Raw genomic sequence first — 26,832 nt, forward strand, 5'->3', positions numbered from 1 at the left:
CGATAAACTCATGTGTGCATATGGTATACTTTATTCGTAAGCATCTCCTTCAATGGCGGAACATATAGTGCAGCAAATTAGTCACTTTAATCAGCCCGGCTCTGAAGTCTCCGTCACCGGGGAGGTGCAGTGTGCAGATGCTGATTACTGGCACAGCTGCCACAGGCGGTACCGATTTCAACCTATTTATCGCACTTCTGGTCGTTTGATGGGGATTGAGTTGCTGACCGCCGTTTTTCACCCATCCTGTCCGCAGAAATTTTTATCTCCTGAACATTACTTTGCCCGCCTTAGTGTTGAAGAGCGCCTCAATATCGTTATTGAACAGTTGCAGTTACTAAACCAATGGCATGACCGCTTTGTCCAGGATGAATTACGCGCCTCTGTTAATATTGATGGGCTGACTTTGCTGGCTTTGCAGGAAAACAGCAAGGCCAAAAAGCTGCTGACGACAATGCCCTGGCTGCGTTTCGAACTGGTTGAAAGTCTGGCGGTTTTGCCTCATGACACACTGGCGATGTTGCCCGAAGCCGGGTTGCTCTGGTTGGATGATTTCGGCTGTGGTATGGCGAATTTTTCCTCGTTATCACGGGTAAAATACGACTGTATCAAGATCGCCCGCGAGCTTTTCATCATGTTGCTTAATAGCAAAGAAGGTAGGCAGTTGTTTCCGTCACTGGTGACCCTGCTTGCCACTTACTGCAAGGATGTTGTAATTGAAGGGGTTGAGACTGAAGAAGAGTGGGATATCATCAGGCAATCTGATGCTTCCGCAGCACAGGGATATTTTTTGTCTATGCCTCAACCATTTGAAAATATGGAAGATCTTTGTTCCGAGTTGTAATCATGCCTTCTTTATATGCCTGATATACCTGAATGAGCGCCTTTTTTCCTGTTTGTCGTGAAGTATTCTATTCCCCTCTGGAACCTGCCTTTGCTTCATCAACACCTTGAGGATAAAAGAAAAAATTCATATATCATCAATATACGGCATAAAGCAAATGATTAGATTGCTATTTATAGATTTCTCATTCTTTATGCCTTGTTTTTTATATAAATATAGTGTTTTATGTGGTATGGATTGCTTTTCCAGACTGGCAAAATCACGGTATTAGCTTAAAAAAGCAACAACCATAAGAAAAAGAACTGATCGATTTATAAGGTCCATAATAAATTGATTTATAAAGATAAAAAAATAAATCTTTGCTGGTAACGATCAAAAAACAACTTGTGATAGTTATTTTTGATTAAAATAGTAGGACTTATCGGTATAATTGATTTGCTTACGAAAAATTGATAGTCAAAATACTGCGCTACGAAATCGGTAATAGAACCGTATAAAAATATTAGCCAGGCTTATGTCTATTACTATCATTAATATAACTGATTAAGCTCATTCTCTTGATTCTATTATTTAGGTCTGCACACGGCGATATAATGGAGGCTTTATGCTGTCGTTTTTATGGCTATGAACCTGTCCTGCAGAGCTGGATAGTTTTTTCATTCATCCTTTCTACTCTCCGGAAATGTGCCAACCCTGAAAATCTATACAAGGGGAGTTATTACCGGGATTTTTCGTCTTCAGTGATGCGATTTGTTCGATCAGGACCGTTCCGGGCCTGAGGAGAGTGTTATTGTGTATGAAATTATAATAACTCTATTAATAGTGCTCTTAGGGATTTCTTCTGCCAGAAGCCGTAAATTTCAGGAAAAAGCCAACGCAGAACAAAAAAAGCAGGACTTCCTGAACATGGTGTTCTTTGCCGCCGAATACAGTCCATCATCCATTATGATCGCTAATGAAAGCAGTGAGATTGTGTACGTAAACCGCCAGTTTACCGTTATGTCTGGTTATGAAGCGGAAGAGGTGATTGGCCGGAAAACGAATATATTAAGCTCTGGCATGACCAACGCCAGTGTGTATGAGGAACTATGGTCTACCTTGAATAAAGGTGAGATCTGGAACGGCGAGTTTGTTAATCGTAAGAAAAACGGGCAGTTATATTGGGAAAAAGCCAGCATCGTCAAAATATATAATAAAGCCAGTGATGCCGTTCAGTTCGTTAGTATAAAAATGGATATCACCGAGCGCAAGACGCAGGAGCATCATGACAACTCCTACAACCGTGCGCTGGAGTTACTGTCGAGCGGTGCGCCGCTGAAGGATATTCTGGATGCGATTATCTTCAGTGTTGAGGAGAAGAATCCCGGCAGAATTGTCTGTTCCGTTCTGTTGGTTGACAAGGAAAATAAATGTCTGACCCTTGGCTCTGCTCCCAGCCTGCCGGGTTTTTACAAGAATGCTATCCACAACGTGAAGATTGCTGACGGTGCGGCTTCGTTTGGCTCTGCCGCCTATTCTGGCAAACGTGTTATCGCGGAAGATATTTCCACTCACCCCCATTGGACATTGTATAAAGGCCTGGCGTTGTATGCCGGGCTGCGTTCCTGCTGGTCTGAACCCATTTTTGGGCAGAACAAGGAAATTCTTGGGGTACTCAGTGTTTATCACCGCAAGGTCTATTCCCCGACAGAGGATGAAATTGCCTCTATTGAGAAATCTGCGCAACTGGTGTCGGTGGCTATCGAACGTTACCGTGCGATTGATATGCTGCGTCGTAGTGAAGAGCACTACCGGCAATTGGCCCATTACGATTCATTGACCTCGCTGGCCAATGGTTTGACATTTGCCGAGCAGATGGAGCAGGCTATCCAGTTATCCCGTCAGACAGGCAGGAAGATCGCGTTGATGTTCCTTGATCTGGATAAATTCAAGCAAATTAATGATACCTTCGGCCATGCAACCGGGGATTTGCTGCTAAAAGAAGCAGCAGCGCGTATGCGAGGTGCAGTGCGTGAAACCGATACGGTTTATCGCCGCAGCGGTGATGAATTTATTATCCTGTTGCAAGGGATAAAAGAAGTCGAGAATCCGCTGTACGTCGCCGACAAGATCCACCATGCCCTCAACGAGCCTTTCTATATTGAGGGCAAGAAATTAGATATCTCGTGCAGCATAGGTATTGCGCTGTATCCTGAACATGGAACGGATTCGCTGGCGTTAGCTATCAATGCTGATGCGGCGATGTATCAGGCGAAGGCGCTGGGACGCAGTCAAACTCAGATCTATCATGATCTGAATACTCACTAGTCGTCTTCGGCTGGCGTTATCGTTCCCGCAGCGCTTCTGTCCAGGCTTGCCGTATTGGTTTTAGCAAATAGCTAAGCAATGTTTTCCTGCCGGTAATCACATCAACATTGGCAATCATGCCGGGAAGAATCAACTGTGGGTTGTCGTGAGTCCCCAGGTCGTTTTTCTCTGTGCGTAGCCGTATAAGGTAGAAGCTGTTACCTGCCTGATCGGTCATTACATCCTGACTGATCTGATCGATATAACCTTTCAAGCTGCCAAATGTGGTGTAATCGTAAACGGCGAAAGTGATCATCGCATCCTGTCCAGGGCGCAAAAATGCTCTATCTTGTGGCTTTATACGCGCTTCAATCAGCAACTTGTCATCCAATGGGGCGATTTCCACCAGCGCACGGCCAGGAGAAATTTGCCCGGTAGTGGCATCGACAAGAATAGATTTGATAATACCCCGTACTGGCGCGGTGACCAGCGATAGCCTGTCCGCCGTATTTTCATTGGTATCAGGCGAGTGAGGCCGCTCACTATGCTCTAACTGCATCAGGGGATCACCTATGTTGACTATCTGCCCCTCGCGGATATGTAGCTTGCCCAGTTTACCTGCTTCCGGTGCCAGTACACTGTACTGAGGCGATTGACTGAGCGTTTTCCCTGTCGCCGATACGACTTCATCCACGTTGGCAACCGCGGACCAGCCCATCAGAAAAACCACGAAGGCCAACATAGTCCAGATCGATAACCGGATGAACATGGGTGTATCTTCCACCAGCGCCTGCCCGACATCCGGCAGCCCTTGCGACTCCTGATGGCGATGACCGAAGAAATATGTATTGATAGAGCGAGCGAATTTAGCGAGAAGCATTGATCTGTCCCTTCTTTAATGCGTCCAGTACGATGGCTTTGGGACCATCGGCGATAATACGTCCTTTGTCTACGATAACGAGTCTATCTACCAGTGTCAGCATGGAAACCCGGTGTGTGACCAACAGCAGTGTTCTGTTGGCGAGAATGGCTTGTAGGGCTTGCTTAAAGCGGTCTTCACTGCTGTTGTCCATGGCGCTGGTCGGCTCGTCAAGCAGCAGGATAGGCGGGTCAAGCAGCAACGCACGGGCAATAGCGACGGCTTGTTTCTGACCGCCCGACAAATGCATCCCTCGCTCACCAACCTGTAGGTTGTAACCATCCGGATGTAGTCGGGCGAAATCGTTGACGCCAGCGATATCTGCCACTCGCAGCATAGCGTCGTCTTCAACATAACGGGCACCGAAAATCAGGTTGTCCCGCAGCGTACCGCTAAACAGTTGAATATCCTGTGGCACATAACCGATGTGGTGGCGCAGGTCGGCGATGTCGAACTGACGTGCGTCAACACCGTCGATCAATAGATTACCGGTGGTTGGTTGGTAAAGGTTGACGATCAATTTTTCCAGTGAGCTTTTACCTGAGCCGGTACGACCAATAATGCCGACTTTTTCGCCAGCACGAATTGACAGATTAATATCAATCAGGGCGCGGTTTTTCTGCTCCGGATAGCTGAAAGTCACGTCGCAAAACTCAATGCTGCCCTGAATGCTTTCTCGTTTCAAAGGGGAGGGGTGATCGCCTCTCTCTTGCGGTAGCGCCATTAATTCATGCGTTTCTTCCAGGGTTAACCGGGTCTGCAGGTAGCGGATAAACAGCTCGGACAGTGTTCCCAGCGTCATCAACACCCGGCTGTTAAGCAGATAACAGGCGAACAGCGAACCTGGCGTCAACTGCGCGCTCAGCAACAGATAGACCCCTACGACCATCATGACGACGCTGGCGAGATGCTGGCATGTTTGGGTCAGATGGACGGCGAGGGCCGATAAGGTTTTCGCCCTTGAGCTGAGTCGGCTGATGTCACTGCTGATTTGTTCCCACTGACGCTGGCGTTCACCTTCGGCATTATGGATTTTAATGGTGTCTAGTCCGCTCAGCGTTTCCGTCAGCAGTGCTTGTCGTTGTTCAGTTAGTCGGCGGGAATGCGTGTGCGCCGTCAATATAGGCTTTTGCAGGAGTACATTGATCACTAAAACCAGTAGCAACGTCAGCAAGGGCACCCAGAGCAGCGGACCTCCCAGTATGCCGAGTAAGATCAGCATCAGCAGCGTAAATGGGAAATCGAGCAATGTTCCCAGCGATAACGACGATAACGTGTCGTACAATGACTGAAGTTCCCGCACCCGATGAGCGACGGTGCCGATGCGTGCCGGAAAGACCGAGCGCATCATGCCCACCAGACGCTCGAATAAGGTGGCGGAAAGCAGAAGATCGGTCTTTTTCCCAGCAATATCCAGGCAAACACTGCGTAATATCTTCATGATAAGCTCAAACAGCAGTGCGATGCCGAGGCCGGAAGCTAATACCCACAACGTATTTGTCGTTTGATTGGGGAGCACCCGATCATAGACCTGCATAACGAACAGCGGGATAAATAGCGCGATGATGTTGATCAACAGGCTGACGATGGCTGCATCCAGATACAGATTGCGTGATAGTTTCAACGTGTCGCGGAACCAGGCTTTACTTCGTGGCAGTAATGTCGCTGGCGATGCGTCGAAACGGGGGGCTGGCTGGGCAAACATGATTAACCCCAGATAGTTTTGCTGCAGCGTATTGTGATCAACCGTGATTTCGCCGCCTTCGGTTTCGCCGGTCATCAGACGCGCGTTACCGTCTGTTGTCCAACCCAGCAGGATAGCGGCACGGCCTTCGCGTAGTAACAACATTGCAGGTAGCGACATGGACGGAATGGCGTTTAACGAACGTTTAAGTATCCGGGCACGTAAACCTGCGCGTGCAGCAGCACGCGGCAGCAGGCTGGCAGGCAAACGTAGGTCTTCAAGCGGTAAGCCTGCGGTCAGCGTGGTACGGCTGGCTGGTTTTCCTTGTAATTGGCACAGGACCTGCAAGCTGTCGAGCAACGGGTCATCATGGCGGATACGAGGATCCTGATGTTGCGCAGAATGGTGCGGTTCTTCGCTGCCAGATGGCTGCTTATAGTGTGTATTCATGTCGCTATGCGTTCCTTAGCCACCAAGTGTTTGCTTACAGGTACATGTCATTTCAGGTGCATCAGTCAGAATAATGTCGGTTTTGAGGCCGCTTTATCGATCCACTTTGTTGAGAAACCTCGAATGGCGGTCAATATAACTGACATTTGGGTGCGACATAATACGCTTGTTAATCGGTATGCTGACAACTATTAGCTATGAATCATCTGCTATAAAATGCGAATGGCGGACAGAGAATCTGTGTGGATAGCTTGCCCACCGATGGTGAAAATGCCATGCTGATAAATGGCCTAACGTGATGTGCTGATGAGGGATCGTGAAGCGTGTTCTGGCCTCGCTGCAGGGAGTTCACTCGTGCGACGCCGCTGATTCCACCGGCAGACGACTATGCAATTATTGGCTTGCATCGCCTGCTGTGGGTGGAGACGATGGGTTTTCATGTCGGCATCTTGTGGTAGCTCATGTGTGAGATGTGTGCGTGGCTGCGGTTGCTAACCGCTGCCAAGTCGATGGTCACATGTGTCCTGATCCGCTTTGTCTGCCGACTTGCAGCACGGTATACAATAAAAACCCTAATCAGGAGCAAATTCACCCTGACGGTGTGCTTGCTATATTGTTCATAAAAAGGGCTAGATATGTTTTACATTCTGCGTGACAGCAACGGCCATATTATCCGAGTAGAAGAATTACCGTTTCCAGAAATGAACGGCGAGTTGCCGGATGATTCTGTAGAAGCCACAGCATGGCTGAATAATCAGCAGGCCATTATGGCTAAGATTGAGCGGTTGCGCAGTAGCGATCTGGAAATGGTACGTGTGCTGGAAGATCTGATTCAGGTATTGATCACCAAAGGGCAGATCAACATCACCGATTTCCCGGCCGCTGCACAGCTTAAACTCGTCAACCGGGCGCGGGATCGTGAAGAGTTGGGTAGTCTGGAGTCGTTGATCCGCGATGATGAGGACAAGCTCTTCTGACGTTGAGACGTGCTGACAAAACGGCTTGCCAGTTACCCTGCAAGCCGTTTTTTATTGGTTTGGCAGATGGTGAGCGCTCGTGTGCGACAATCGGTATAACCCGATTCAAGGTGGCTGAATAATGATAAAAAACGAAAAAAAGGTGGATTTCGGCACGTTACTATCAGAAACCCGCAATCCGGCATCCATGAATTTGGATCTGCTGTCCACGCTGGACATGGTGTCGTTGTTCAATCAGGAAGATCATCGTGTGCCGGAGGCGATCCGTGAAGTATTGCCTGCGATTGCTCAGGCGGTAGATGCCGCCGCCGATTGCCTGAAGGCTGGCGGGCGAATTATCTATCTGGGGGCTGGCACCAGTGGTCGTCTTGGCGTATTAGATGCCTCGGAATGTCCGCCCACCTTTGGGGTGCCGCATGGATTGGTGGTGGGGGTGATCGCTGGCGGCCCTGGTGCGTTGCTAAAGGCGGTAGAGGGCGCCGAGGATGACCCGTCGTTAGGCGAAGCGGATTTAGTCGCGTTGACATTAACCCCTCAGGATATGGTCGTCGGTCTTGCTGCGTCGGGGCGAACGCCCTATGTGATTGGCGGCTTGCGTTATGCTCGTGCATTAGGCTGCCGTACCGCCGCTATCTCCTGCAATCCACATTCACCGATTGCACAGGCAGCAGGGATCGCCATTTCTCCGCTGGTTGGGCCGGAAGTCTTGACGGGGTCTACCCGACTGAAATCTGGAACGGCGCAAAAATTAGTGCTGAACATGATTTCCACCGGTGCGATGGTACGACTGGGCAAGGTATACCAGAACCTGATGGTGGATGTGAAAGCCACCAACGTGAAATTGGTGGATCGTGCCTGCCGTATCCTGATGGAGGCTACCGGTATTGATCGGGATTCTGCACAGCGGTATTTGGTGCAGACTGATTATGAAGTCAAACCGGCAATAGTCATGGTGGTGACTGGCTGCGATGCGCCACTGGCCAGGCAACGTTTAGCGGAGACAAGTGGTTATCTGCGCGATGCGTTGTGCGAAGAACGGGCGAAAAGCTAAGAGGAAAAGCTAAGAGTAATGATGAACAGTCCGATGGGTGATGAGTTTTGGATGCGCCATGCATTGTCGCTGGCGCAACGCGCCTGGGACGAGGGCGAAGTGCCGGTTGGTGCAGTGCTGGTGCAAGGGGAAACGATTATTGGCGAGGGCTGGAATCGACCAATTGGCCGCCATGATCCTACCGCTCATGCAGAGATCATGGCGTTACAGCAGGGCGGGCAGGCGCTGCAAAATTATCGTCTGCTGGATACCACGCTATACATTACGCTGGAACCTTGTGTGATGTGCGCCGGCGCGATGATCCACAGTCGCATCAGCCGACTGGTGTATGGTGCGGCGGATGCCAAGACCGGTGCTGCCGGTTCGCTGGTAGATATTCTGCGTCATCCAGGCATGAACCACTGCATTACCATCACCGATGGGGTTCTGGCGGATGAATGCTCCGAACTGCTTAGCCGCTTTTTCCGTATGCGCCGTCAGCAGCAACGCGAAGCGCGTGCAGGGCGGGAAATCTCTGGTTGACCGGGCGTGCCTTAGCGGGGGTGGGCGGAATTGGCTGTCAACTGTTCTGGTGGTACGGCGGGGTAGGCACTGGCGGCCAGTTGTTGCTGTGATGCCCGGTTTTCTTTCTCTGCAAGATATCCGACCAGGCTGACCATATAGCGCCGGATATTTTCCACGTAATCATAAGCCTCCTGACCGCGGGCGTAACCGTTGGCGGTCTGGGTGTAATAGCGCTTTTGGGCCAGCATCGGCAAACGTATTTTGACATCGGCCCAACTGTCCGGATTGCCTTTCTGTGTTTCTGTGAGTTTACGGGCATCCATCATATGGGCGTATCCCATGTTATAGGCGGCTAGCGCAAACCAGATACGTTCGTCTGCCGGAATGGTGGCGGGTACCTGTTGCATCATCTGACTCAGGTATCTGGCACCGCCGCGGATGCTTTCCTCTGGATTAAGTCTATTTGCCACATCCAGGCTGTCAGCAGTATTGCGGGTCAGCATCATCAGGCCGCGTACCCCGGTTGGCGAGGTTGCCAGCGGGTTCCAGTGCGATTCCTGGTACGAAATAGCGGCCAGCAGTTTCCAGTCGATCTCTCTGGCATATTTTTCGAACAGTGGGCGCAGGCCCGGTAACGTACTGTCGATAGCGCTAAGGAACGTGGTGGTATCCACATAATCGAACTCACCGACGTGACCGAGGTATTTTTCTTCCAGACGGGCAAGGGTGCCGTCTTCCATTATCTGGCTGAAAAAATCCAGTAATGCGGCGGAGAGGCTGTCGTCATGGGTTTGTCGCAGATACCAGGTAACCGGTTCTTCATCGCTCAGGTCAAATGATACGGCTAACTGCGGGTGAATACGTTGCATCAGACCGATGTTGATGGAGTCAGCGATGGTGTAATCCAGTTTTCCTTCCGCCACCTGCTTTAGCAGATCCAGTTCGGACACATTGGTAGCGACTTCCCAGCTCAGTTGCGGGTATTTGCTCGCTTTAAGGTCACGCAGCATGGCGGTGTGCGCCGAACCGGACAGTACGGTCAGTTTACCCTGCAACTTGTCCAGCGAGTTGGGGCGAGCCGTACCCATGCGGTAGACCAGTTGCTGTGACACTGAATAATAGGACGGCCCTGCCTGGAAACGGCTCAGACGCTCCCGGTTATAAATCAAACCGGCAGCCAGCAGATCAGCCGTGTTGTTATCCAGATCGCTGAACAAATCATCGACATTTTGGCGCACCGATACCACCAGCCGCACGCCGAGGTAATCGGCGAATCGCTTGGCCAGTTCGTAATCCAGTCCGGTGGGGGAACCGTTACTGAGGAAATAAGTCAGCGGAGAGGTCACGGTGCTGATACGTAGCTCGCCACGTGAAAGGATTTGCCTTAGCTGAACGTCCTGGTCGCTGCGCCATGGAATATTTGGCCACAATGCCAGCGTTAACAGCAAAGCGATTACCCCGATGAATACATAATTTATCGTTAAACGCTTCAATGAGTTGTCTCTCGGCGGCCAGTTGGCCTGTCTGTCTGTAACGGCAGTTTCTTATACGTCTGTCCCAGAGTCGGGGGCATTTTGCTTAACAAACCGCCAGTGTGCAACTGTTATTCGTTTGTCTATAGTTTGACCGCTGCATGTCTGCAATGTTTAACAATCGCTACGCAAACGGTTTCGTCGCGCGTCACTATTCTCTATAATAGCGCGCGTTTCCCCCCTGTAGCGCCCTGACGCACTGTCTCCGGTGCCTCGAAGACGAGAGAAATTTAGATGATGGAAATACTGCGTGGTTCACCCGCCTTATCGGCTTTTCGCATCAATAAACTGTTGGCCCGGTGCAAAGAGCATCACTTGCCCGTTAGCGACATTTATGCCGAATACGTCCACTTCGCCGATGTGAACGCTCCGCTAAACCATGAAGAACAGTCACGGCTGAGCCGCCTGCTGAAATACGGGCCCTCTCTCGCAGAGCACGAACCTACCGGACGGCTGATTCTGGTCACTCCACGCCCAGGCACTATTTCTCCGTGGTCTTCCAAGGCAACCGACATCGCACACAATTGCGGTCTGCAGAAAATTCGACGCCTGGAGCGCGGTCTGGCGTTTTATATCCATGCGCCCACGTTAAGTGATGCGCAGTGGAAAGAACTGGCGGCGCTGCTCCACGACCGTATGATGGAAAGCGTATTTGATGACTTGCAACAGGCCAATCTGCTGTTTTCTCAGCATCAGCCTGCCCAGTTGAAACGGGTGGAAATTTTGTTGCAAGGCCGCTCTGCGCTGGAAGAAGCCAACCTGCGTCTGGGGCTGGCGCTGGCCGATGACGAAATGGATTATCTGCTGGATGCTTTTACCAAACTGGGGCGCAATCCAACCGATATTGAACTCTACATGTTTGCTCAGGCGAATTCTGAGCACTGCCGCCACAAAATCTTCAATGCCGACTGGGTCATCAATGGTGAAACTCAGCCTAAGTCGCTGTTCAAGATGATCAAAAACACCTTTGAGCACACGCCGGACTACGTTCTGTCTGCCTATAAAGATAACGCCGCAGTAATGGAAGGATCGGCGGTAGGGCGTTTCTTCCCTGATCAACAGGGCGCTTACGCTTACCATCAGGAACAGGCACATATCCTGATGAAGGTGGAAACCCATAACCACCCGACCGCTATTTCACCGTGGCCGGGTGCCGCGACGGGTTCCGGCGGTGAAATCCGCGATGAGGGTGCCACTGGTCGTGGCGCGAAACCGAAAGCCGGTCTGGTCGGATTCTCGGTATCTAACCTACGTATACCCGGTTTTATCCAACCGTGGGAGCAGGATTTCGGTAAGCCAGACCGTATCGTCAGCGCGTTGGACATCATGACCGACGGTCCGCTGGGGGGCGCGGCTTTCAATAATGAATTCGGTCGTCCGGCGCTGACCGGTTATTTCCGTACCTATGAAGAAGCGGTGGACAGCCATAACGGCGTCGAAGTGCGTGGTTATCACAAACCTATCATGTTGGCGGGCGGCATCGGCAACATCCGCGCGGAACACGTGAAGAAAGGCGAGATCAGTATTGGCGCCAAACTGATTGTGCTGGGCGGACCGGCGATGAATATCGGGCTGGGCGGTGGCGCTGCGTCTTCCATGGCATCAGGCCAGTCTGATGCAGATTTGGATTTTGCTTCGGTACAGCGCGATAACCCGGAAATGGAACGCCGCTGTCAGGAAGTGATTGATCGCTGCTGGCAGCTCGGCGAGCAGAACCCGATTTTGTTTATCCATGATGTGGGGGCGGGCGGCCTGTCGAATGCTATGCCGGAACTGGTTAGCGATGGTGGGCGTGGCGGTCGTTTCGAACTGCGCGACATTCTCAATGACGAACCGGGAATGAGTCCGTTGGAAGTCTGGTGTAACGAATCGCAGGAGCGTTACGTGCTGGCGGTAGCGCCGGAACAGCTGGCGCAGTTCGATGAAATCTGCCGCCGTGAACGTGCACCTTATGCCGTCATTGGCGAGGCGACTGAAGAACAGCATTTGACGCTCAATGATCGTCATTTCAACAACAAGCCTATCGATATGCCGCTGGACGTATTGCTGGGCAAAACGCCGAAAATGCTGCGTGATGTTGAACGTAAGAACGTGGAAGGCACGCCGTTGAATCGAGAAGGCATTTATCTGGCGGACGCGGTTGAGCGTGTGCTGCATTTGCCCGCAGTGGCCGAAAAAACCTTCCTGATCACCATCGGCGACCGTACGGTAACCGGGATGGTGGCGCGTGACCAGATGGTCGGTCCGTGGCAGGTGCCGGTGGCGGACTGTGCGGTGACTACCGCCAGTCTGGATAGTTACTACGGTGAAGCCATGTCCATCGGCGAACGTGCGCCGGTCGCGTTACGTAACTTCGCCGCTTCGGCGCGGTTGGCGGTGGGGGAAGCGCTCACTAACATTGCGGCAACGCATATTGGCGACCTGAAACGGGTGAAATTATCCGCGAACTGGATGGCGGCAGCCGGGCATCCGGGCGAAGATGCCGGCCTGTATGAAGCAGTACGGGCGGTTGGCGAAGAGCTATGTCCTGCGCTGGGATTGACCATTCCAGTGGGTAAAGACTCTATGTCGATGAAAACTCGCTGGCAGGAAAACGGTGAAGATAAGTCGGTAACCGCGCCGCTGTCGCTGGTGATTTCCGCGTTTGCCCGTGTCGAAGATGTGCGACATACCGTGACGCCACAACTGCGTACCGACAAGGACAATGTGCTGCTGATGATTGATCTGGGAGCCGGCCATCACGCACTGGGTGCGACGGCGCTGGCTCAGGTCTATCGCCAACTGGGGCGTAAAACGGCGGATGTGCGTAATCCGGCACAACTGGCTGGCTTCTTTAATGCAATGCAAACACTGGTAGCGAACAAGGCGCTGCTGGCATACCACGACCGTTCAGATGGTGGTCTGCTGGTCACACTGGCGGAAATGGCGTTTGCCGGGCACTGTGGCATCAAAGCGGATATCCGTTCCATGGGCGAAGATGCGCTGGCGGTGTTGTTCAATGAAGAGCTGGGGGCGGTTATCCAGATAGAAGCTTCCCGCCGCGCCGAAGTGGAGCAAGTACTGGCTGAGCAGGGGTTAGCGGATTGCGTGCATTATCTGGGGCAGGCGGAAGCCAGTAATCACTTCATCATTCACAGCGGTAATGAGGTGGTGTACCACGAAAGCCGTACGACGCTGCGTACCTGGTGGGCTGAAACGACCTGGCAGATGCAGCGTTTGCGCGATAATCCGCAGTGTGCTGATCAGGAACATCACGCCAAATCTGATGACAATGATCCAGGGCTGAATGTTGCACTGACTTTCGACCTGCGCGAAGACATCGCCGCACCGTTCATCAGCCGTCAGGCGCGTCCGAAAGTAGCGGTGCTGCGTGAGCAGGGCGTCAACTCGCATGTGGAAATGGCCGCCGCGTTCCATCGTGCCGGGTTTGATGCCATTGATATTCATATGAGCGATCTACTCGCTGGTCGCCGTAATCTGCAGGACTTCCAGGCGCTGGTCGCCTGTGGTGGTTTCTCTTACGGTGATGTGCTGGGTGCGGGTGAAGGCTGGGCGAAATCCATTCTGTTTAATGATCGGGTACGCGATGAATTCGCTGCTTTCTTCCTGCGCCCACAAACGCTGGCGTTGGGGGTATGCAACGGCTGTCAAATGATGTCTAACCTGCGTGAGCTGATTCCAGGGGCGGAGCACTGGCCGCGCTTTGTACGCAATAAATCAGACCGCTTTGAAGCACGTTTCAGTCTGGTTGAAGTGACCAATAGCCCATCGCTGTTCCTGCAGGATATGGCCGGTTCTCGTATGCCTATCGCCGTGTCTCATGGTGAAGGTCGTGTAGAGGTTCGTGACGGCAGTCATTTGACTGCGCTGGAACAACATCAGTTGGTGGCGCTGCGTTACGTGAACAATTACGGTCAGTTAACGGAAGATTACCCGGCTAACCCGAACGGCTCGCCGAATGGCATCACTGCGGTAACCAGCGCCAGTGGTCGTGCTACAGTCATGATGCCGCATCCAGAGCGAGTGTTTCGTACCGTGAGTAACTCTTGGCACCCGGAAGAGTGGGGCGAAGATAGCCCGTGGATGCGTATGTTCCGTAATGCACGCCGCCAGTTGGGGTGATGTAATAACGTAATGTATTGATCATAAAGGGACTCCGGTCCCTTTATTTTTTGTCTCAAATCAGCGACGGTGATATATTTTTTTGTCTCAAAAAGGAGACGTTTATTTTTTTGATTTTAAATGATTATTTTTAATGAGCACCAGGGTGTCTTTTTTTAGCGACAAAAAGCAAAATTTTCACCGGCCTAAACGGATGAATCGTGCCGTGTTCTGAAAATCCATGGTGTGATGATTTTATTTTTCATTTAATTTCATATTTTTGTGATTTGTGTTTGATAACTGGCACAACAAGTGCATAATAAGCGCGCTGCTCATTCAACTGGTTATGATGCGAATGCTAAATTCATGCTCATAACACTTGGAATGATGCCAAAAGATAAGGTGCCTATCGTCCAGCATTATTGATAATTGCCTTTGGGCTTTATCGAACATTGGGCGACACGTTGAGTGAGGCACCGCCTATTCAGAAACCCGGTCAGACAGTTACTGTGTGACCGGGTTTTGCTTTTTGGGGCCTGCATGGGCCTGCATCCTGCATATAGTTATGCCCGGCGTCATATTGTGAGCCTGTCCGCATCTGGTGGCAGCGTTTTGCATTACCAAATGAGATGATTGCGAATGATTTTCCGGGATACGGCACGCTGCTTTTGAGGTGATACGGATAACGCGTACAATGGCGCGTTATGATGAGCGATGTATCAAGCGGAGTGCTCTGGCAGGTAACGATATGATTTCGTTGAAACGTTGGCGTTTTTTTCCACGCTCTTTGCGGCAATTAGTCATTATGGCATTCCTGCTGGTTTTGCTGCCGCTGTTGGTACTGGCTTATCAGGCTTATGAGAGTTTAGATCACCTCAGTGAACAGGCGGCTGGAATTAATAACACCACACTGGCCGATGCCCGGCGCAGCGAAGCCATGACCAGTACGGCTATCAGCATGGAACGTAGTTATCGCCAGTTTTGTGTGCTGGGAGATCCGACCCTGTCACAGTTGTATCAGAACCAGCGTAAGCAGTACTCCCAGATGCTGGACGCTCATGCACCGATTCTGCCTGATCCCTCCTATTATCAGAACCTGCGACAGTATCTGACGCAACTGGCCGAGATCCGGTGCCAAAACAACGGCCCTGCTGTGGCATCGGTTACGGTGCTGGATAATTTTTCGCGTACTAATGCTCAGATGGTGCAGGTGACTCGTGAGATGATCTTCTCGCGTGGGCAGCAGTTGCAGCAAGACATTGCTGAACGAGGCCGTTTCTTCGGCTGGCAAACCTTGATGCTGTTTCTGGTTAGCGTACTGCTGGTAGTGTTGTTTACCCGGATGATAATCGGACCGGTGAAAGGCGTTGAGCGGATGATCAATCGGCTGGGAGAAGGCCGTCCGCTAGGCCAGCTTGCCAGTTTCAGAGGGCCGACGGAAATCCGTTCTCTGGCGCAACGGATCATCTGGCTAAGCGAACGCCTCTCCTGGTTGGAAGCGCAGCGTCACGAGTTTTTGCGTCATTTATCTCATGAATTGAAAACGCCGCTGGCGAGTTTGCGTGAAGGGACGGCGCTGCTGGCCGACGAAGTGGTTGGCACGTTGACGGTAGACCAAAAAGAGGTGGTGGCGATTCTTGATAACAGCAGCCGCCATTTGCAGCAACTGATTGAGCAATTGCTTGACTATAACCGAAAACTAGCGTATGCCCCGGCGGGGCTGGAGCGAGTGGATATCAACGACATCGTCAATATGGTTGTCTGCGCACACAGCCTGCCGGCTCGCAGCAAGCTAATGCAAACGCACATTGAACTGGATGCACCAGCGTGCCGGGCGGAAGCCACGTTGTTGATGCGGGTGATAGATAATCTCTATTCCAATGCGGTGCACTATGGCCGGGAATCCGGTAACATTTGGATTCGCAGTCGTCAAATTGAGAACCGGGTTCAAATTGATGTCGCCAACAGCGGCTCTCCTATTCCTGAGTCGGATAAAAGCATGATCTTCGAGCCTTTTTATCAAGGTACTCACCAGCGTAAAGGTGCAGTAAAAGGGAGTGGCTTGGGACTGAGCATTGCGCAGGATTGCATCCGTCGTATGCAGGGTGAACTGAATCTGGTCACGGTAGAGTATGCCGATGTCTGTTTTCGTATTGAATTACCATTGAACACTGAGAATTAGCCATGATTGCACGGTTGTTAAGCCTCCTGCTGTTCCGAGGGCCGGTGGTGTCGTTGTCCGGCCCGGAGGCGATTGCCGCGCTGAAAACGTTGCTGGCTGGCTTGCCATTGCTATTTTTGCTGGCTGGTTGTGCTCAGGATAGTGATAACCGGCCTGCCGGGCAGCGAGTGGCTGATATCGTCAGCCTGCCTAAAGAGCAGGTGGCGGATTATCGCACCATGTCGTGTGAGCAATTGTGGCAACTCCACAGCACCGATGCGATGAATAATGCACTGTACTGGTTGCGTGTGATGGACTGTGCTGCGCGCATGACGCCGACACAGGCCCGCCAGCAGACACTGATGGTGGGAGAAAATGACTGGAGCGGTTTGTTCCGTCAGGCCATCTTGCTGGACAATGCCGAAACCACGGCGCAGGAGCGTCATCAGATTATTGAACAGCTAAGCCGTCATCGGTTAAATGTGCCGCTGACATTGTTGCCGCTGTTTCAGCTCTGGCTGGATAAACAGAATTTGATGTTGACTCTGTCTGATGAGCGACAGCGTTTCCAGCGTACTCAGGAAAACAACGACAAGCAGCTGGAAATGATGCATGAGCAGCAAAATCAATTACAGTCTCAGTTGGAAACCACCACGCGTAAACTGGAAAATCTGACCGATATTGAACGTCAGCTCTCATCGCGCAAACCGGTGCAGAGCGATTTGCCAGATGGCGAGAGTCGTCGGGTAAAAAACGGTGAGAGTGAAACACCGCCTGCTGTGGTGAAAAAAGGAATGAAAAGCGAATGACCACCCGAAAGTCCGCCAGCCTGCTATTAGTGGATGATGATCCCAGCCTGTTGAAATTGTTGGGGATGCGTCTGACCAGTGAAGGATTTACCGTCACCACGGCAGCCAGTGGTCAGGATGCGTTGCGATTGTTGTTGCGGGAAAAAATCGATCTGGTGATCAGTGACTTGCGCATGGATGAAATGGATGGTTTGGCCTTGTTTGCTGAAATCCAGAAAAATCAGCCAGGGATGCCGGTGATTATCCTGACTGCGCATGGTTCTATCCCTGAAGCTGTGGCGGCAACACAGCAGGGTGTATTCAGTTTTCTGACTAAACCGGTTGATCGTGATGCATTGTATAAAGCGATTGATGATGCGCTGAAACTGTCGCCGCCGACAAGTGATGAAAGCTGGCGTGCCGCGGTAGTAACGCGCAGCCCGATTATGCAACGCTTGCTTGAGCAAGCCAAAATGGTGGCGCAGTCAGATGTCAGTGTGCTGATTAACGGCCAGAGCGGTACCGGAAAAGAGATACTGGCGCAGGCGATTCATGCAGCCAGCCCCCGCGCTGGAAGACCATTTATTGCCATCAACTGCGGAGCATTGCCGGAGCCTTTGCTGGAATCCGAGCTATTTGGCCATGCCAGAGGGGCATTTACCGGCGCTGTCAGCCAGCGTGAAGGCTTATTTCAGGCGGCGGAGGGTGGGACGCTGTTTCTTGATGAAATTGGCGATATGCCGCTTGCCTTGCAGGTAAAGTTGTTGCGTGTATTGCAGGAGCGCAAGGTCAGACCGCTGGGCAGTAATCGGGATATGGATATCAATGTACGGATCATCTCTGCGACGCACCGGGATTTGCCCAAAGCGATGGAAAAAGGCGAGTTTCGAGAGGATCTTTACTATCGTCTCAATGTGGTTAATCTCAAACTGCCGGCATTACATGAGCGAGCCGAGGATATTCCTTTGTTAGCCAACCATTTACTGCGTGAGGCGGCGGCCCGGCATAAACCTTTTGTGCGTAGTTTTTCGACTGATGCCATGAAGCGCCTGATGACGGCAAGCTGGCCGGGGAACGTGCGGCAATTGGTGAATGTGATTGAGCAGTGCGTCGCACTGACCAGTGCGCCGGTCATTGGCGATGCGTTGGTGGAGCAAGCGCTGGAAGGGGAAAATACGGCGTTGCCGACGTTTGTTGAAGCACGTAACCAGTTTGAACTCAATTATCTGCGAAAATTACTGCAAATTGCTAAAGGCAATGTGACGCAGGCGGCACGTATGGCGGGGCGAAACCGTACTGAATTTTATAAACTGTTGGCGCGGCATGAACTGGACGCCAATGATTTTAAAGAATAGTGTTAAGTTATTGTGAATTGCATGGCAGGTCATGATTTCGCCGTGCTGGCTCTGGCCGCTACATAGTGATGATTAGGATTCCACCATGAAAAAAATTGATGCGATTATTAAACCGTTCAAACTTGATGATGTACGTGAAGCGTTAGCCGAGGTCGGTATCACCGGGATGACGGTAACGGAAGTAAAAGGATTCGGACGCCAGAAAGGCCATACCGAGCTGTATCGTGGCGCGGAATACATGGTGGATTTTCTGCCGAAAGTAAAAATTGAGATCGTGGTGTCTGACGATATCGTTGATACTTGTGTGGAAACTATCATGCGTACTGCGCAGACAGGCAAGATTGGCGACGGCAAGATCTTTGTCTTTGATGTGGCGCGTGTCATTCGTATCCGCACGGGCGAAGAGGACGAAACCGCCATCTGACAACCTGTTGTTGGTGATGCAGCAAAACACAGCCAGCCGTTATCGGCTGGCTGTGTTGTATCAGATGCAGGATAACCTATCTATCAGGGTAATGTCGGTGTCCAGTCGCCCAGCACTTTGCTTTGGGTGTACTCTGCGGCTTGGGCGTCGCTCAGTTGCCGACGATCTTTGTTCACTGCCGCACCCGCACCATAGGATTTGTACTCGAAGAAACGAGAATCTGCCGGGTAGAACCAGATGGTGTTGCCGTCTTTGTCCTTGCCGGACATCTTGTCCCAGCCATAAATATGATTATCCATACTGGTGTTCAGGAATACGGTCTGCCCAATAGCGTTCGGATCGGCGTAGCGTCCATCGGAGAAGGTCGTTGTTGGGTGCCAGGGGCGGCCCAGTCCGTAGCTTTTAGCTGGCACTGAGTCACTTTCCCTAATCACACGGCTGTTGGTGATCACCAGACCGTACTTCTGATTGATATTGGTGCTGGGAGCAGTCAGGTAACCCGTGACGCCACTTGGCACATCGGCACGATAGCGAGATACCAGATCGCAGTTGTTGAACAGCGCGGTGCCGTCGCCGAAAATGAAGTCAACGGTGCCACTGATCCGGCAGTCAGAGAAGAAGCTGCGACCACCGGAAACATACAGTGTGTCCTGATAGCTGATCAGGCTGACGTCTTTGAAGTAGGCGCGGTCGCCACTTTTGGTGACATACAGCGCGACAGCCTGAGTATCTTTGATTTTACTGCTATCGCTGTCGCTCTTGGCCTGATTAGCCGGGAAGTCAAAGTCGTTGCGAATCGTCAGCGATTGGGCGCTGAAATCCTTAGCGCTAATCGTGACAGTGCTGCTGCCTGCTGTTCCCCATTTGCTACCGTCTGACTTCAGCGTACCTGCCGCGGTGGTAGCTGCAATGATTGTACCGTCACGGCTTTCACCTTTCAGATGCAGGTTATTACGGGTAATTGTCAGGCGCTCGTTATAGGTGCCTTTCTTGACCAGAATTACAAATGACGTACTGTCGGCTGGCGCGCTGGCGATGGCATCAGCAATGGTTTTGAACGTTTTGCCATCGTTGGCGGATTTTGATACTACCGCGTTGTAAGTTGTCGCAGCCTGTGCCTGATGTACGCTGGCAGCGATAATCAGCGACAGTGCTAGGGTTCCAGTGATCGTTTTTAACATACACATATTCCTTTAGTGGTGGGTAACTGAAGTCCAGGTGCTTTATGCACGAGTAGCGTCCTATAATCTCTTCTTGCTCAGCATTACCGCGCAGTGGCCTGCAGCTTGTCTGCCAATTCTCGCAGTGAGGGCGTTGCCTTAATCTGGTCAGCGACTATCGCTGCGACTGCCTGTGCCCCTTTTTGCTGGAAGTGAGTCGTATCAGGCTGAGTCAGGCTACCTGCCTGATCGCGGTAATAGGGATAACGTTCCGGATCGACGGCCAGCCAGTATTGTTGCCACTGCTGGCCGTCGCCCTGATTGGCCAGCGCCAGCGTCGCCGTTTCCACATCCAGTAACGGCACCTGATTCTTGCTGGCCGTATCGCGGATGGTCTGGCTGTAATCGCCAACAAAGGCATAACCACCTGCTTTGTTCTGTTTTGTCAGATGGCTGTGTACGGCTGGCGTTCCGCTCTTTCCTTCGGCATTTTTGACCCGTGCTGTTGGTGTTAGCAATACCGGTATCATCTGATGCGACCGTGCGTAATGGATGTAACGCTCCAGCGAGATCTGGAAGGACATCTCCGGTTTGCCTTGTGGGTATTGCGGACTGCCATCGGCGTTATTGGGGTAGGTGCAAAGGTTGGCGACATCCGCTGCACCACGAACGGCTTTCTGGCTGTCGCAGTTCTGATCATTGTGTCCCATACCAATAAACAGATAATCGCCCGGTCGCATAAACGATTCCATTTGGCGGAACCAACCTTCGTAGTAGAAATCACGTGAACTGCGCCCTGATCGGGCACCGTTGACGATGGCAATAGGGCTGTCGGGCAGGAACTGTTGTTCAAATACCTGGCCCCAGCCCATGCGGGGAAAGCGTGCTTCCTCGTAGGTTGCTGCGGTGGAGTCGCTAACGATGAAAATGCGGGTATGCGCCTGCTCCAGCGCGTTGCGGTATTGGCTGGCGCGGGTCAGATCCAATGGTTCGTAACTGCCGGAGGCATTCAATCCGATGATCGGGCGAAACGTGATGTCAGTTAACACGGTGTGCCCAGCCTGGCCGCTGTCGTTGTGGTAATTGCGTGCGTGGTTGATAACCTGAAGAATCTGTGTGAAGGCTGGCGTTAGTGCATCTGGATACGTCAACGGATCGAACTCGGATGGAACAGTCATACCGGCCTGTTTTAAGGCCTCATCAAAACCAGCGTGGAATTCGTGATAAGCGGTTTCCCAGGCAGTGGTCGATAAGGATGGCAAGGTAGTGGCATCAATCAGTTGTTGCGGGCCAATATAACCGACCGAGGCAGCGACATCGGACAGAATGCGATCAGTCAACGGGTTGATATTAATGCGATTGTCATGGCCGTTACGCAGTTGGGGAACCAACGCGCTCAGGCAGACGGCGCGGAGCTGGTTGCTTGCAAGGCAATGTTGTCCGCCAGCTTCAACGGCAGACAGGCGCAAGGGCGTGACCAGTGAGGAGACGTCGGCATAAAACCGTCCCTGAAGATCGGTTGTTACATTGCGCGCTATACCGCGTTGGTCTTTGATGAGTAACGTGGCAGGAAAGCGTATGTCACGATAGGCCACCTGACCGCTAATCAAGGTATTGGCTGCCAACGTAGTGATATTGAATGCTGGCTGAGAGGGGGAAACCGGTGCTGCTGGCGTGGTACTTTCAGCCTGTGCAAAAGACAATGGCAGACAAAACAGGGAACTGAGAAAAAGCGTCTGTTTCCATGTCGTTGCTAGCATGATGATCACCGTTTTTCCCTGCGACTGAATCTATGCAAAAAACGGCCACTTTTTCAGGTGGCCGCGGTTTTCTCTGGCAGAAAAATTACAGTTTGCCGTAACCTGCGTTGCTGTTGATGCTATCGGCAACGCTGCTGCTGATTTTCTGTACAGAATATTTGTACGGCAGCGTCGGTTTGTAGGCGGTAAAGCCGCAATTATCCAATCCGGCATCGCCGCCGTTAATCAGTGAACCATTATCGGAGAACACTTTGCTATTGAATGACTTCACAACAGCACAGTTTGATTTCAGATTGGCGATATTGAGGTAGTTGCCTTCAGATAAAATGCTGCCGCTGGTGCCAAGACCGAAGCTGTACAGGTATGGGTAGGTGCTGTTCTTCACATCGCCCAGATAGACGTTGTTGTAAGCGTGAATACTACCAAAGCGTACGCGTGGGGTACGTTCGGTAACGCGGTCAAACACGTTGTTGTGGAACGTCACGCGCAGTTTGCCAGAGTCTTGCGCACCATTGCTGTCACTGTGGCCGATCAGGATGGTCTTGTCGTGCAGTTCGAAGCGGCTGTAGGAAACGGTGATGTAGTCAGACCCTTTCTTGATATCCAACGAACCATCGTGCTGTACATATTTCTCACCGTTTTTGGTGGTGTATTTGTCGTCGGTGAAGCTGCCATCGCTGACGGTAACATGGTCAACCCAAACGTGGTCGGAGTTATCGATTACTGCTGCATCCCACTCGGCGTTCCAGCCATCCCCTTCTTCGTAATGCGGTGCTACATCTACCGGCGTTTCGAGGTACAGGTTACGCAGGATAATATTGCTCACGCCTTTGATAACCAAAGAGCCGTTAGTAAATTTGCCGTTGCTGCCGATGCCAATGATGGTGGTGTTAGACGGAATGCTGATCTGGCTGCGAGCTTTCTGATCATCAAAGCTGGTGTAGGCTTTTCCACCACTGATATCAATGGCCCCAGTGACCTGGATAATTTTAGGATCGGTATCCGAACCGTTCAGCGCAGCTTTAAATTCGCTGATATTTTTTACTGCATAGATTTTGGCTGACGCTGCTTTGGCGCCACCGGTGGTGCCGGTCGTCTGTGTTGCCCAGCCGGTTGAGGCTGTTTCTGTTGCTTTGGTAGTTTGCAGGCTGGCTGCGTGGGCGGCTGTAGTCATCATCGCGGTGGCAACAATGGCTGCCAGTACACTTTTGGTTCCAGCAGAAAATACGTGGGTGTTGTTCATAGACTATTTCCTTGCGCTGTTGGCGCTAATCCAAACTGGTTGTTAAAAAATAAAAAATCATTCTTTAAAAAATGAAACGACATTTCGGAATGTGGCAGGGCGAATTTTTAAGCATTTTTGATTAGGGTTTTTGCGATCAAAATCGCGTTTTTTTATGATGCTTATTAATTTAATCTAAAGTGTGATCGAGGCGGGTAACTTGTGTTCATAGAGGTTGAATTAATTTTTATTTTAAATTTAGTGTTTTTTTTCGGTATTTTTTCCTGAAATAAATAGGATGGCTAAGAATTGATTCTGTTTTTATTAAATAGGGTTTTATGAATTAGTAAGTGTTGCCAATGCCTGAAAACCTATAATGTTATAATAAAAAGCAAGCTAACTTTTAGTGGCAGTGTTGTTGAAAGCCAAAAAGTGATTTTCATAAATGTTATTTATTGATTTTTGCAGGCGGCTGATCATCGTTGAGTTCGGGAATAAACAGCGAGATCAAACTGTAGTCCCCCCTGGATTTTATTCCCCCCGGTATTTATCGTTGGGAAATAAAACAGTTCGGCAATATATCCATAACATAAATTAAATAACCTTGTTGATTATATTATCTTGTAATGTCGTTTTTCCGCTGGGTAAATACTTTTGCCAGTTAGCCGTAGTTTTGCCTCTGCTATCCAGTGTGAACGTCAGTATTGTTGGTGTCGTTAAGGTGGCATTTAAAACGGCTATTATTGAAATGGGTGTTGCCCGTAAATATTTTGCGCTGTGATGTTATGGAAAGCGGTGTAGTGAGACAGAATGCCGTGCATGAAAAAAATGCAGGTGGCAGATGAGAAAAAGTCAGCCAGGACGGTAAATCCCGGCAAGATGAAAAGCCTTGTGTGGCCTGAAGCTAATCGTTTGCGTAAAAACCTCTGTCAAGCTCTATCATCGCCAGTCAAAAACGGTTTACACTATGTGCCCACGCCCCTCTGGGTGATTTTTAATAAAGAAGCAAGTTAGCTGAGTCAGGAGATGCGGATGTTAAAGCGTGAAATGAACATTGCCGATTACGATGCCGAACTATGGCAAGCAATGCAGCAAGAAGTGGTGCGTCAGGAAGAGCACATTGAACTGATTGCGTCAGAAAACTATACCAGTCCACGCGTCATGCAGGCCCAGGGGTCTCAACTGACTAATAAATACGCCGAAGGGTATCCGGGCAAACGTTACTACGGCGGTTGCGAATACGTTGATGTGGTTGAGCAACTGGCGATTGACCGCGCTAAGGAACTGTTTGGCGCCGATTATGCCAACGTGCAACCGCACTCTGGTTCTCAGGCTAACTTTGCTGTCTATACTGCGCTGTTGCAGCCGGGCGACACCATTCTGGGGATGAATCTGGCGCACGGCGGCCACCTGACTCACGGCTCTCCGGTCAACCTGTCTGGTAAATTGTATAACGTCGTGCCTTACGGCATTGATGATAGCGGCAAGATCAACTACGACGAAATGGCCGAACTGGCTCGCACTCACAAGCCGAAAATGATCGTGGGCGGTTTCTCCGCCTATTCCGGCATCGTTGACTGGGCGAAGATGCGTGAAATCGCCGACAGCATCGGCGCTTATCTGTTCGTCGACATGGCGCATGTGGCTGGTCTGGTTGCTGCTGGTGTTTACCCGAACCCGGTTCCGCACGCACATATCGTGACCACCACCACCCATAAAACGCTGGCGGGTCCGCGTGGCGGCCTGATTCTGGCCAAAGGCGGCGACGAGGATCTGTACAAAAAACTGAACTCTGCCGTGTTCCCTGGCGGACAGGGCGGCCCGTTGATGCATGTCATCGCCGGTAAAGCCGTGGCGCTGAAAGAGGCGATGGAGCCGGAGTTCAAAACGTATCAGCAGCAGGTAGCCAAAAACGCCAAAGCGATGGTGGAAGTGTTCCTGTCTCGCGGGTTCAACGTGGTATCTGGCGGTACCGATAATCACCTGTTCCTGCTGGATCTGGTCAGCAAAAATCTGACCGGTAAAGAGGCGGATGCCGCGTTGGGTCGTGCCAATATCACTGTAAATAAAAACAGCGTGCCGAACGATCCGAAGAGTCCGTTTGTGACCTCTGGTATTCGTATTGGTACGCCGGCTGCTACCCGCCGCGGCTTCAAAGAAGCAGAAGTGCGTGAGCTGGCTGGTTGGATTTGTGATGTGCTGGACAACATCAATGACGACGCCGTTATTGAGCGCGTAAAACAGAAAGTTCTGGATGTCTGCGCCCGTTTCCCGGTTTACGCCTGATAATCAGCCGGATGTGTCCGACGGGTTCGGACGTGTTGCCAACGCCAGCCTTCGGGCTGGCGTTTGTTTTTTCTCTTCCCGTTGCGTCTGTTCCTGCTCTCTGCCAGAGTAATCGACCGCAGAGGGGAAACAACATGGTTCTTCAATCCACATACTGGCTGGCGCTCGGCTATTTCACCTATTTTTTCAGTTATGGCGTTTTTTTGCCCTTTTGGGGCGGCTGGCTCAAGGGAGAGGGGTTATCTGCCGAGGCAATCGGCATTCTGCTTGGCACCGGACTGGTGTCGAGATTCGTTGGCAACCTGTTCATTACACCGTTGGTGAACGATCCCGCCCGACTGATTACCGTACTGAGAGGATTGGCATTGCTGTCGGTGTTGACATTCGCTGGTTTCTGGCTGGGCAGTGCCTTGTTATGGCTAATGCTGGTGATGGTTGGTTTCAACCTGTTCTTCGCGCCATTGATTCCGCTTACCGATGCGCTGGCCGCGACCTGGCAAAAACAGTTCCCCCTTGATTATGGTCGGGTGAGACTCTGGGGTTCTATCGCGTTCGTGATAGGCTCCGCCCTTACCGGGCAACTGGCCACGTTCTGGGGACATCAGGCGATTTTGGCAACACTGGCGGCGGCGCTGTTATCGATGTTGCTGAGTATGGCGTTGAAACCGCATGTGATGCCTGCGTCAGCCACACGTCACCCTACGCAAACAACCGCTACGCCGTGGCTGGTCTTGCTGCGTGAGCCGGCAGTCTGGCGTTTTTTACTGTGCGTGTCCTTGCTACAGGGCGCTCATGCCGCTTATTACGGTTTCAGTGTGATTTACTGGCAACAGTCGGGGTATTCCGCCGCCGTTATCGGTTATCTCTGGTCGCTGGGGGTGGTAGCGGAAATCGTCATTTTTGCCCTGAGCAAGCGCCTGTTCGGCCATTGGCGTGCGTCCAGTTTGTTGATGTTATCCACGTTGTGCAGTGTGGTGCGCTGGAGTCTGATGGGAGCAACGGTGTCGTTGCCGTGGCTGATTGTGATGCAGATTTTGCATTGCGGCACTTTTACGGTCTGTCATCTGGCCGCTATGCGGTTTATCTCCTCACGCCACGATGCCGACGTACTGCGTTTGCAGGCGGCGTATTCGGCGCTGAGCACCGGTGGTGCTATTGCCGTGATGACGGTGGTGTCCGGTTTTCTGTTTGAGTACCTTCAGGGGGGAACCTTCTGGATGATGGCATTGCTGGTGTTGCCGGCGTTTATGCTGCGTCCGCAGGAGAGTAGCCACGCGTCATGAGTCAATCGGCGCGTTAGTAGCAGGCGAAAACGGTCAGGATAGAAA

At 51.4% G+C, this 26,832-nt stretch carries 19 protein-coding genes; 13 read left to right on the forward strand and 6 right to left on the reverse strand.

Annotated features, from left to right (window positions below; genetic code table 11):
- The first annotated feature begins 52 nt into the window (after positions 1–52).
- Together pdeH and Dpoa569_RS04525 are read left to right on the forward strand one after the other, a co-directional pair.
- Entirely contained in the window at positions 53–844 is a 792-nt protein-coding gene (gene pdeH / locus Dpoa569_RS04520) for a cyclic-guanylate-specific phosphodiesterase (protein ID WP_071604336.1), read from the forward strand.
- Between the two features lie 792 nt (positions 845–1,636).
- Positions 1,637–3,151, forward strand: a complete 1,515-nt coding sequence (locus Dpoa569_RS04525) for a sensor domain-containing protein (protein ID WP_042872152.1) — start codon at positions 1,637–1,639, stop codon at positions 3,149–3,151.
- Between the two features lie 16 nt (positions 3,152–3,167).
- Here the strand turns inward: Dpoa569_RS04525 and Dpoa569_RS04530 are convergent, their stop codons facing one another.
- Together Dpoa569_RS04530 and Dpoa569_RS04535 are read right to left on the reverse strand one after the other, a co-directional pair.
- Positions 3,168–4,010 carry an HlyD family efflux transporter periplasmic adaptor subunit gene (locus Dpoa569_RS04530; RefSeq protein WP_042872151.1) on the reverse strand — a complete coding sequence of 281 codons (843 nt, stop codon included), beginning with the start codon at positions 4,008–4,010 and terminating at the stop codon, positions 3,168–3,170.
- Positions 3,997–6,183 carry a type I secretion system permease/ATPase gene (locus Dpoa569_RS04535; RefSeq protein ID WP_042872149.1) on the reverse strand — a complete coding sequence of 729 codons (2,187 nt, stop codon included), beginning with the start codon at positions 6,181–6,183 and terminating at the stop codon, positions 3,997–3,999. Before Dpoa569_RS04535 ends, Dpoa569_RS04530 begins: the two co-directional genes overlap by 14 nt.
- Positions 6,184–6,506: 323 nt before the next feature.
- On the opposite strand from Dpoa569_RS04535, the gene Dpoa569_RS19715 reads away from it, so the two are divergent.
- The 4 genes from Dpoa569_RS19715 (at position 6,507) to tadA (ending at position 8,733) form a co-directional block, all read left to right on the forward strand.
- On the forward strand, positions 6,507–6,641 hold the full coding sequence (locus tag Dpoa569_RS19715; RefSeq protein ID WP_265575128.1) for a hypothetical protein: 135 nt from the start codon (positions 6,507–6,509) through the stop codon (positions 6,639–6,641).
- A 177-nt stretch (positions 6,642–6,818) separates the two neighbouring features.
- The gene (locus tag Dpoa569_RS04540; protein ID WP_042872147.1) at positions 6,819–7,160 is read left to right on the forward strand and encodes a hypothetical protein; all 342 of its coding nucleotides are present in this window, start codon (positions 6,819–6,821) and stop codon (positions 7,158–7,160) included.
- A gap of 121 nt (positions 7,161–7,281) precedes the next feature.
- Positions 7,282–8,211: an N-acetylmuramic acid 6-phosphate etherase gene (gene murQ, locus Dpoa569_RS04545; protein ID WP_042872145.1), complete on the forward strand. Its 930-nt coding sequence runs from the start codon at positions 7,282–7,284 to the stop codon at positions 8,209–8,211.
- Between the two features lie 18 nt (positions 8,212–8,229).
- Positions 8,230–8,733 carry a tRNA adenosine(34) deaminase TadA gene (gene tadA / locus Dpoa569_RS04550; protein ID WP_042872143.1) on the forward strand — a complete coding sequence of 168 codons (504 nt, stop codon included), beginning with the start codon at positions 8,230–8,232 and terminating at the stop codon, positions 8,731–8,733.
- Positions 8,734–8,744: 11 nt separating this feature from the next.
- On the opposite strand, the gene mltF is transcribed toward tadA, so the two are convergent.
- The gene (gene mltF / locus Dpoa569_RS04555; RefSeq protein ID WP_042872141.1) at positions 8,745–10,208 is read right to left on the reverse strand and encodes a membrane-bound lytic murein transglycosylase MltF; all 1,464 of its coding nucleotides are present in this window, start codon (positions 10,206–10,208) and stop codon (positions 8,745–8,747) included.
- 276 nt (positions 10,209–10,484) lie between these two features.
- On the opposite strand from mltF, the gene purL reads away from it, so the two are divergent.
- The 5 genes from purL to glnB all read left to right on the forward strand — a co-directional run bounded on the left by purL (position 10,485) and on the right by glnB (position 19,076).
- The gene (gene purL, locus Dpoa569_RS04560) at positions 10,485–14,369 is read left to right on the forward strand and encodes a phosphoribosylformylglycinamidine synthase (RefSeq protein WP_042874044.1); all 3,885 of its coding nucleotides are present in this window, start codon (positions 10,485–10,487) and stop codon (positions 14,367–14,369) included.
- Between the two features lie 727 nt (positions 14,370–15,096).
- On the forward strand, positions 15,097–16,530 hold the full coding sequence (locus Dpoa569_RS04565; RefSeq protein ID WP_042874043.1) for a sensor histidine kinase: 1,434 nt from the start codon (positions 15,097–15,099) through the stop codon (positions 16,528–16,530).
- Between the two features lie 2 nt (positions 16,531–16,532).
- Positions 16,533–17,318, forward strand: a complete 786-nt coding sequence (qseG, locus tag Dpoa569_RS04570; protein WP_146411093.1) for a two-component system QseEF-associated lipoprotein QseG — start codon at positions 16,533–16,535, stop codon at positions 17,316–17,318.
- Positions 17,315–18,652 (forward strand): two-component system response regulator GlrR, encoded by a 1,338-nt coding sequence (glrR, locus tag Dpoa569_RS04575; RefSeq protein ID WP_042872137.1) that lies wholly within the window; start codon positions 17,315–17,317, stop codon positions 18,650–18,652. The genes qseG and glrR overlap by 4 nt, the downstream gene beginning before the upstream one ends.
- A gap of 85 nt (positions 18,653–18,737) precedes the next feature.
- The gene (glnB, locus tag Dpoa569_RS04580; RefSeq protein ID WP_042872135.1) at positions 18,738–19,076 is read left to right on the forward strand and encodes a nitrogen regulatory protein P-II; all 339 of its coding nucleotides are present in this window, start codon (positions 18,738–18,740) and stop codon (positions 19,074–19,076) included.
- An 83-nt stretch (positions 19,077–19,159) separates the two neighbouring features.
- Here the strand turns inward: glnB and pemA are convergent, their stop codons facing one another.
- The 3 genes from pemA to Dpoa569_RS04595 all read right to left on the reverse strand — a co-directional run bounded on the left by pemA (position 19,160) and on the right by Dpoa569_RS04595 (position 23,239).
- Positions 19,160–20,257, reverse strand: coding sequence for a pectinesterase PemA (pemA, locus tag Dpoa569_RS04585; protein WP_042872133.1), 1,098 nt, complete (start codon positions 20,255–20,257; stop codon positions 19,160–19,162).
- A gap of 83 nt (positions 20,258–20,340) precedes the next feature.
- Entirely contained in the window at positions 20,341–21,996 is a 1,656-nt protein-coding gene (gene paeY / locus Dpoa569_RS04590) for a pectin acetylesterase PaeY (protein ID WP_042874042.1), read from the reverse strand.
- An 85-nt stretch (positions 21,997–22,081) separates the two neighbouring features.
- Positions 22,082–23,239 carry a polysaccharide lyase gene (locus Dpoa569_RS04595; RefSeq protein ID WP_042872131.1) on the reverse strand — a complete coding sequence of 386 codons (1,158 nt, stop codon included), beginning with the start codon at positions 23,237–23,239 and terminating at the stop codon, positions 22,082–22,084.
- 1,011 nt (positions 23,240–24,250) lie between these two features.
- Between Dpoa569_RS04595 and glyA the strand changes: the two genes are divergently transcribed.
- Together glyA and Dpoa569_RS04610 are read left to right on the forward strand one after the other, a co-directional pair.
- On the forward strand, positions 24,251–25,504 hold the full coding sequence (gene glyA, locus Dpoa569_RS04605) for a serine hydroxymethyltransferase (RefSeq protein ID WP_042872126.1): 1,254 nt from the start codon (positions 24,251–24,253) through the stop codon (positions 25,502–25,504).
- A 134-nt stretch (positions 25,505–25,638) separates the two neighbouring features.
- Positions 25,639–26,787, forward strand: coding sequence for a 3-phenylpropionate MFS transporter (locus Dpoa569_RS04610; protein ID WP_042872124.1), 1,149 nt, complete (start codon positions 25,639–25,641; stop codon positions 26,785–26,787).
- Positions 26,788–26,832: the final 45 nt, after the last annotated feature.

The sequence above is a fragment of the Dickeya poaceiphila genome (assembly GCF_007858975.2).
GTDB classification, from domain to species: Bacteria; Pseudomonadota; Gammaproteobacteria; order Enterobacterales; family Enterobacteriaceae; genus Dickeya; species Dickeya poaceiphila.

Bases quoted from the DNA above. Each gene is read 5' to 3' on its own strand.
- pdeH (WP_071604336.1), top strand. From the start codon at position 53: ATGGCGGAACATATAGTGCAGCAAATTAGTCACTTTAATCAGCCCGGC.
- Dpoa569_RS04530 (WP_042872151.1), bottom strand. From the start codon at position 4,010: ATGCTTCTCGCTAAATTCGCTCGCTCTATCAATACATATTTCTTCGGT.
- Dpoa569_RS04535 (WP_042872149.1), bottom strand. From the start codon at position 6,183: ATGAATACACACTATAAGCAGCCATCTGGCAGCGAAGAACCGCACCAT.
- Dpoa569_RS04540 (WP_042872147.1), top strand. From the start codon at position 6,819: ATGTTTTACATTCTGCGTGACAGCAACGGCCATATTATCCGAGTAGAA.
- murQ (WP_042872145.1), top strand. From the start codon at position 7,282: ATGATAAAAAACGAAAAAAAGGTGGATTTCGGCACGTTACTATCAGAA.
- tadA (WP_042872143.1), top strand. From the start codon at position 8,230: ATGATGAACAGTCCGATGGGTGATGAGTTTTGGATGCGCCATGCATTG.
- purL (WP_042874044.1), top strand. From the start codon at position 10,485: ATGGAAATACTGCGTGGTTCACCCGCCTTATCGGCTTTTCGCATCAAT.
- Dpoa569_RS04565 (WP_042874043.1), top strand. From the start codon at position 15,097: ATGATTTCGTTGAAACGTTGGCGTTTTTTTCCACGCTCTTTGCGGCAA.
- qseG (WP_146411093.1), top strand. From the start codon at position 16,533: ATGATTGCACGGTTGTTAAGCCTCCTGCTGTTCCGAGGGCCGGTGGTG.
- glrR (WP_042872137.1), top strand. From the start codon at position 17,315: ATGACCACCCGAAAGTCCGCCAGCCTGCTATTAGTGGATGATGATCCC.
- glnB (WP_042872135.1), top strand. From the start codon at position 18,738: ATGAAAAAAATTGATGCGATTATTAAACCGTTCAAACTTGATGATGTA.
- pemA (WP_042872133.1), bottom strand. From the start codon at position 20,257: ATGTTAAAAACGATCACTGGAACCCTAGCACTGTCGCTGATTATCGCT.
- paeY (WP_042874042.1), bottom strand. From the start codon at position 21,996: ATGCTAGCAACGACATGGAAACAGACGCTTTTTCTCAGTTCCCTGTTT.
- Dpoa569_RS04595 (WP_042872131.1), bottom strand. From the start codon at position 23,239: ATGAACAACACCCACGTATTTTCTGCTGGAACCAAAAGTGTACTGGCA.
- glyA (WP_042872126.1), top strand. From the start codon at position 24,251: ATGTTAAAGCGTGAAATGAACATTGCCGATTACGATGCCGAACTATGG.
- Dpoa569_RS04610 (WP_042872124.1), top strand. From the start codon at position 25,639: ATGGTTCTTCAATCCACATACTGGCTGGCGCTCGGCTATTTCACCTAT.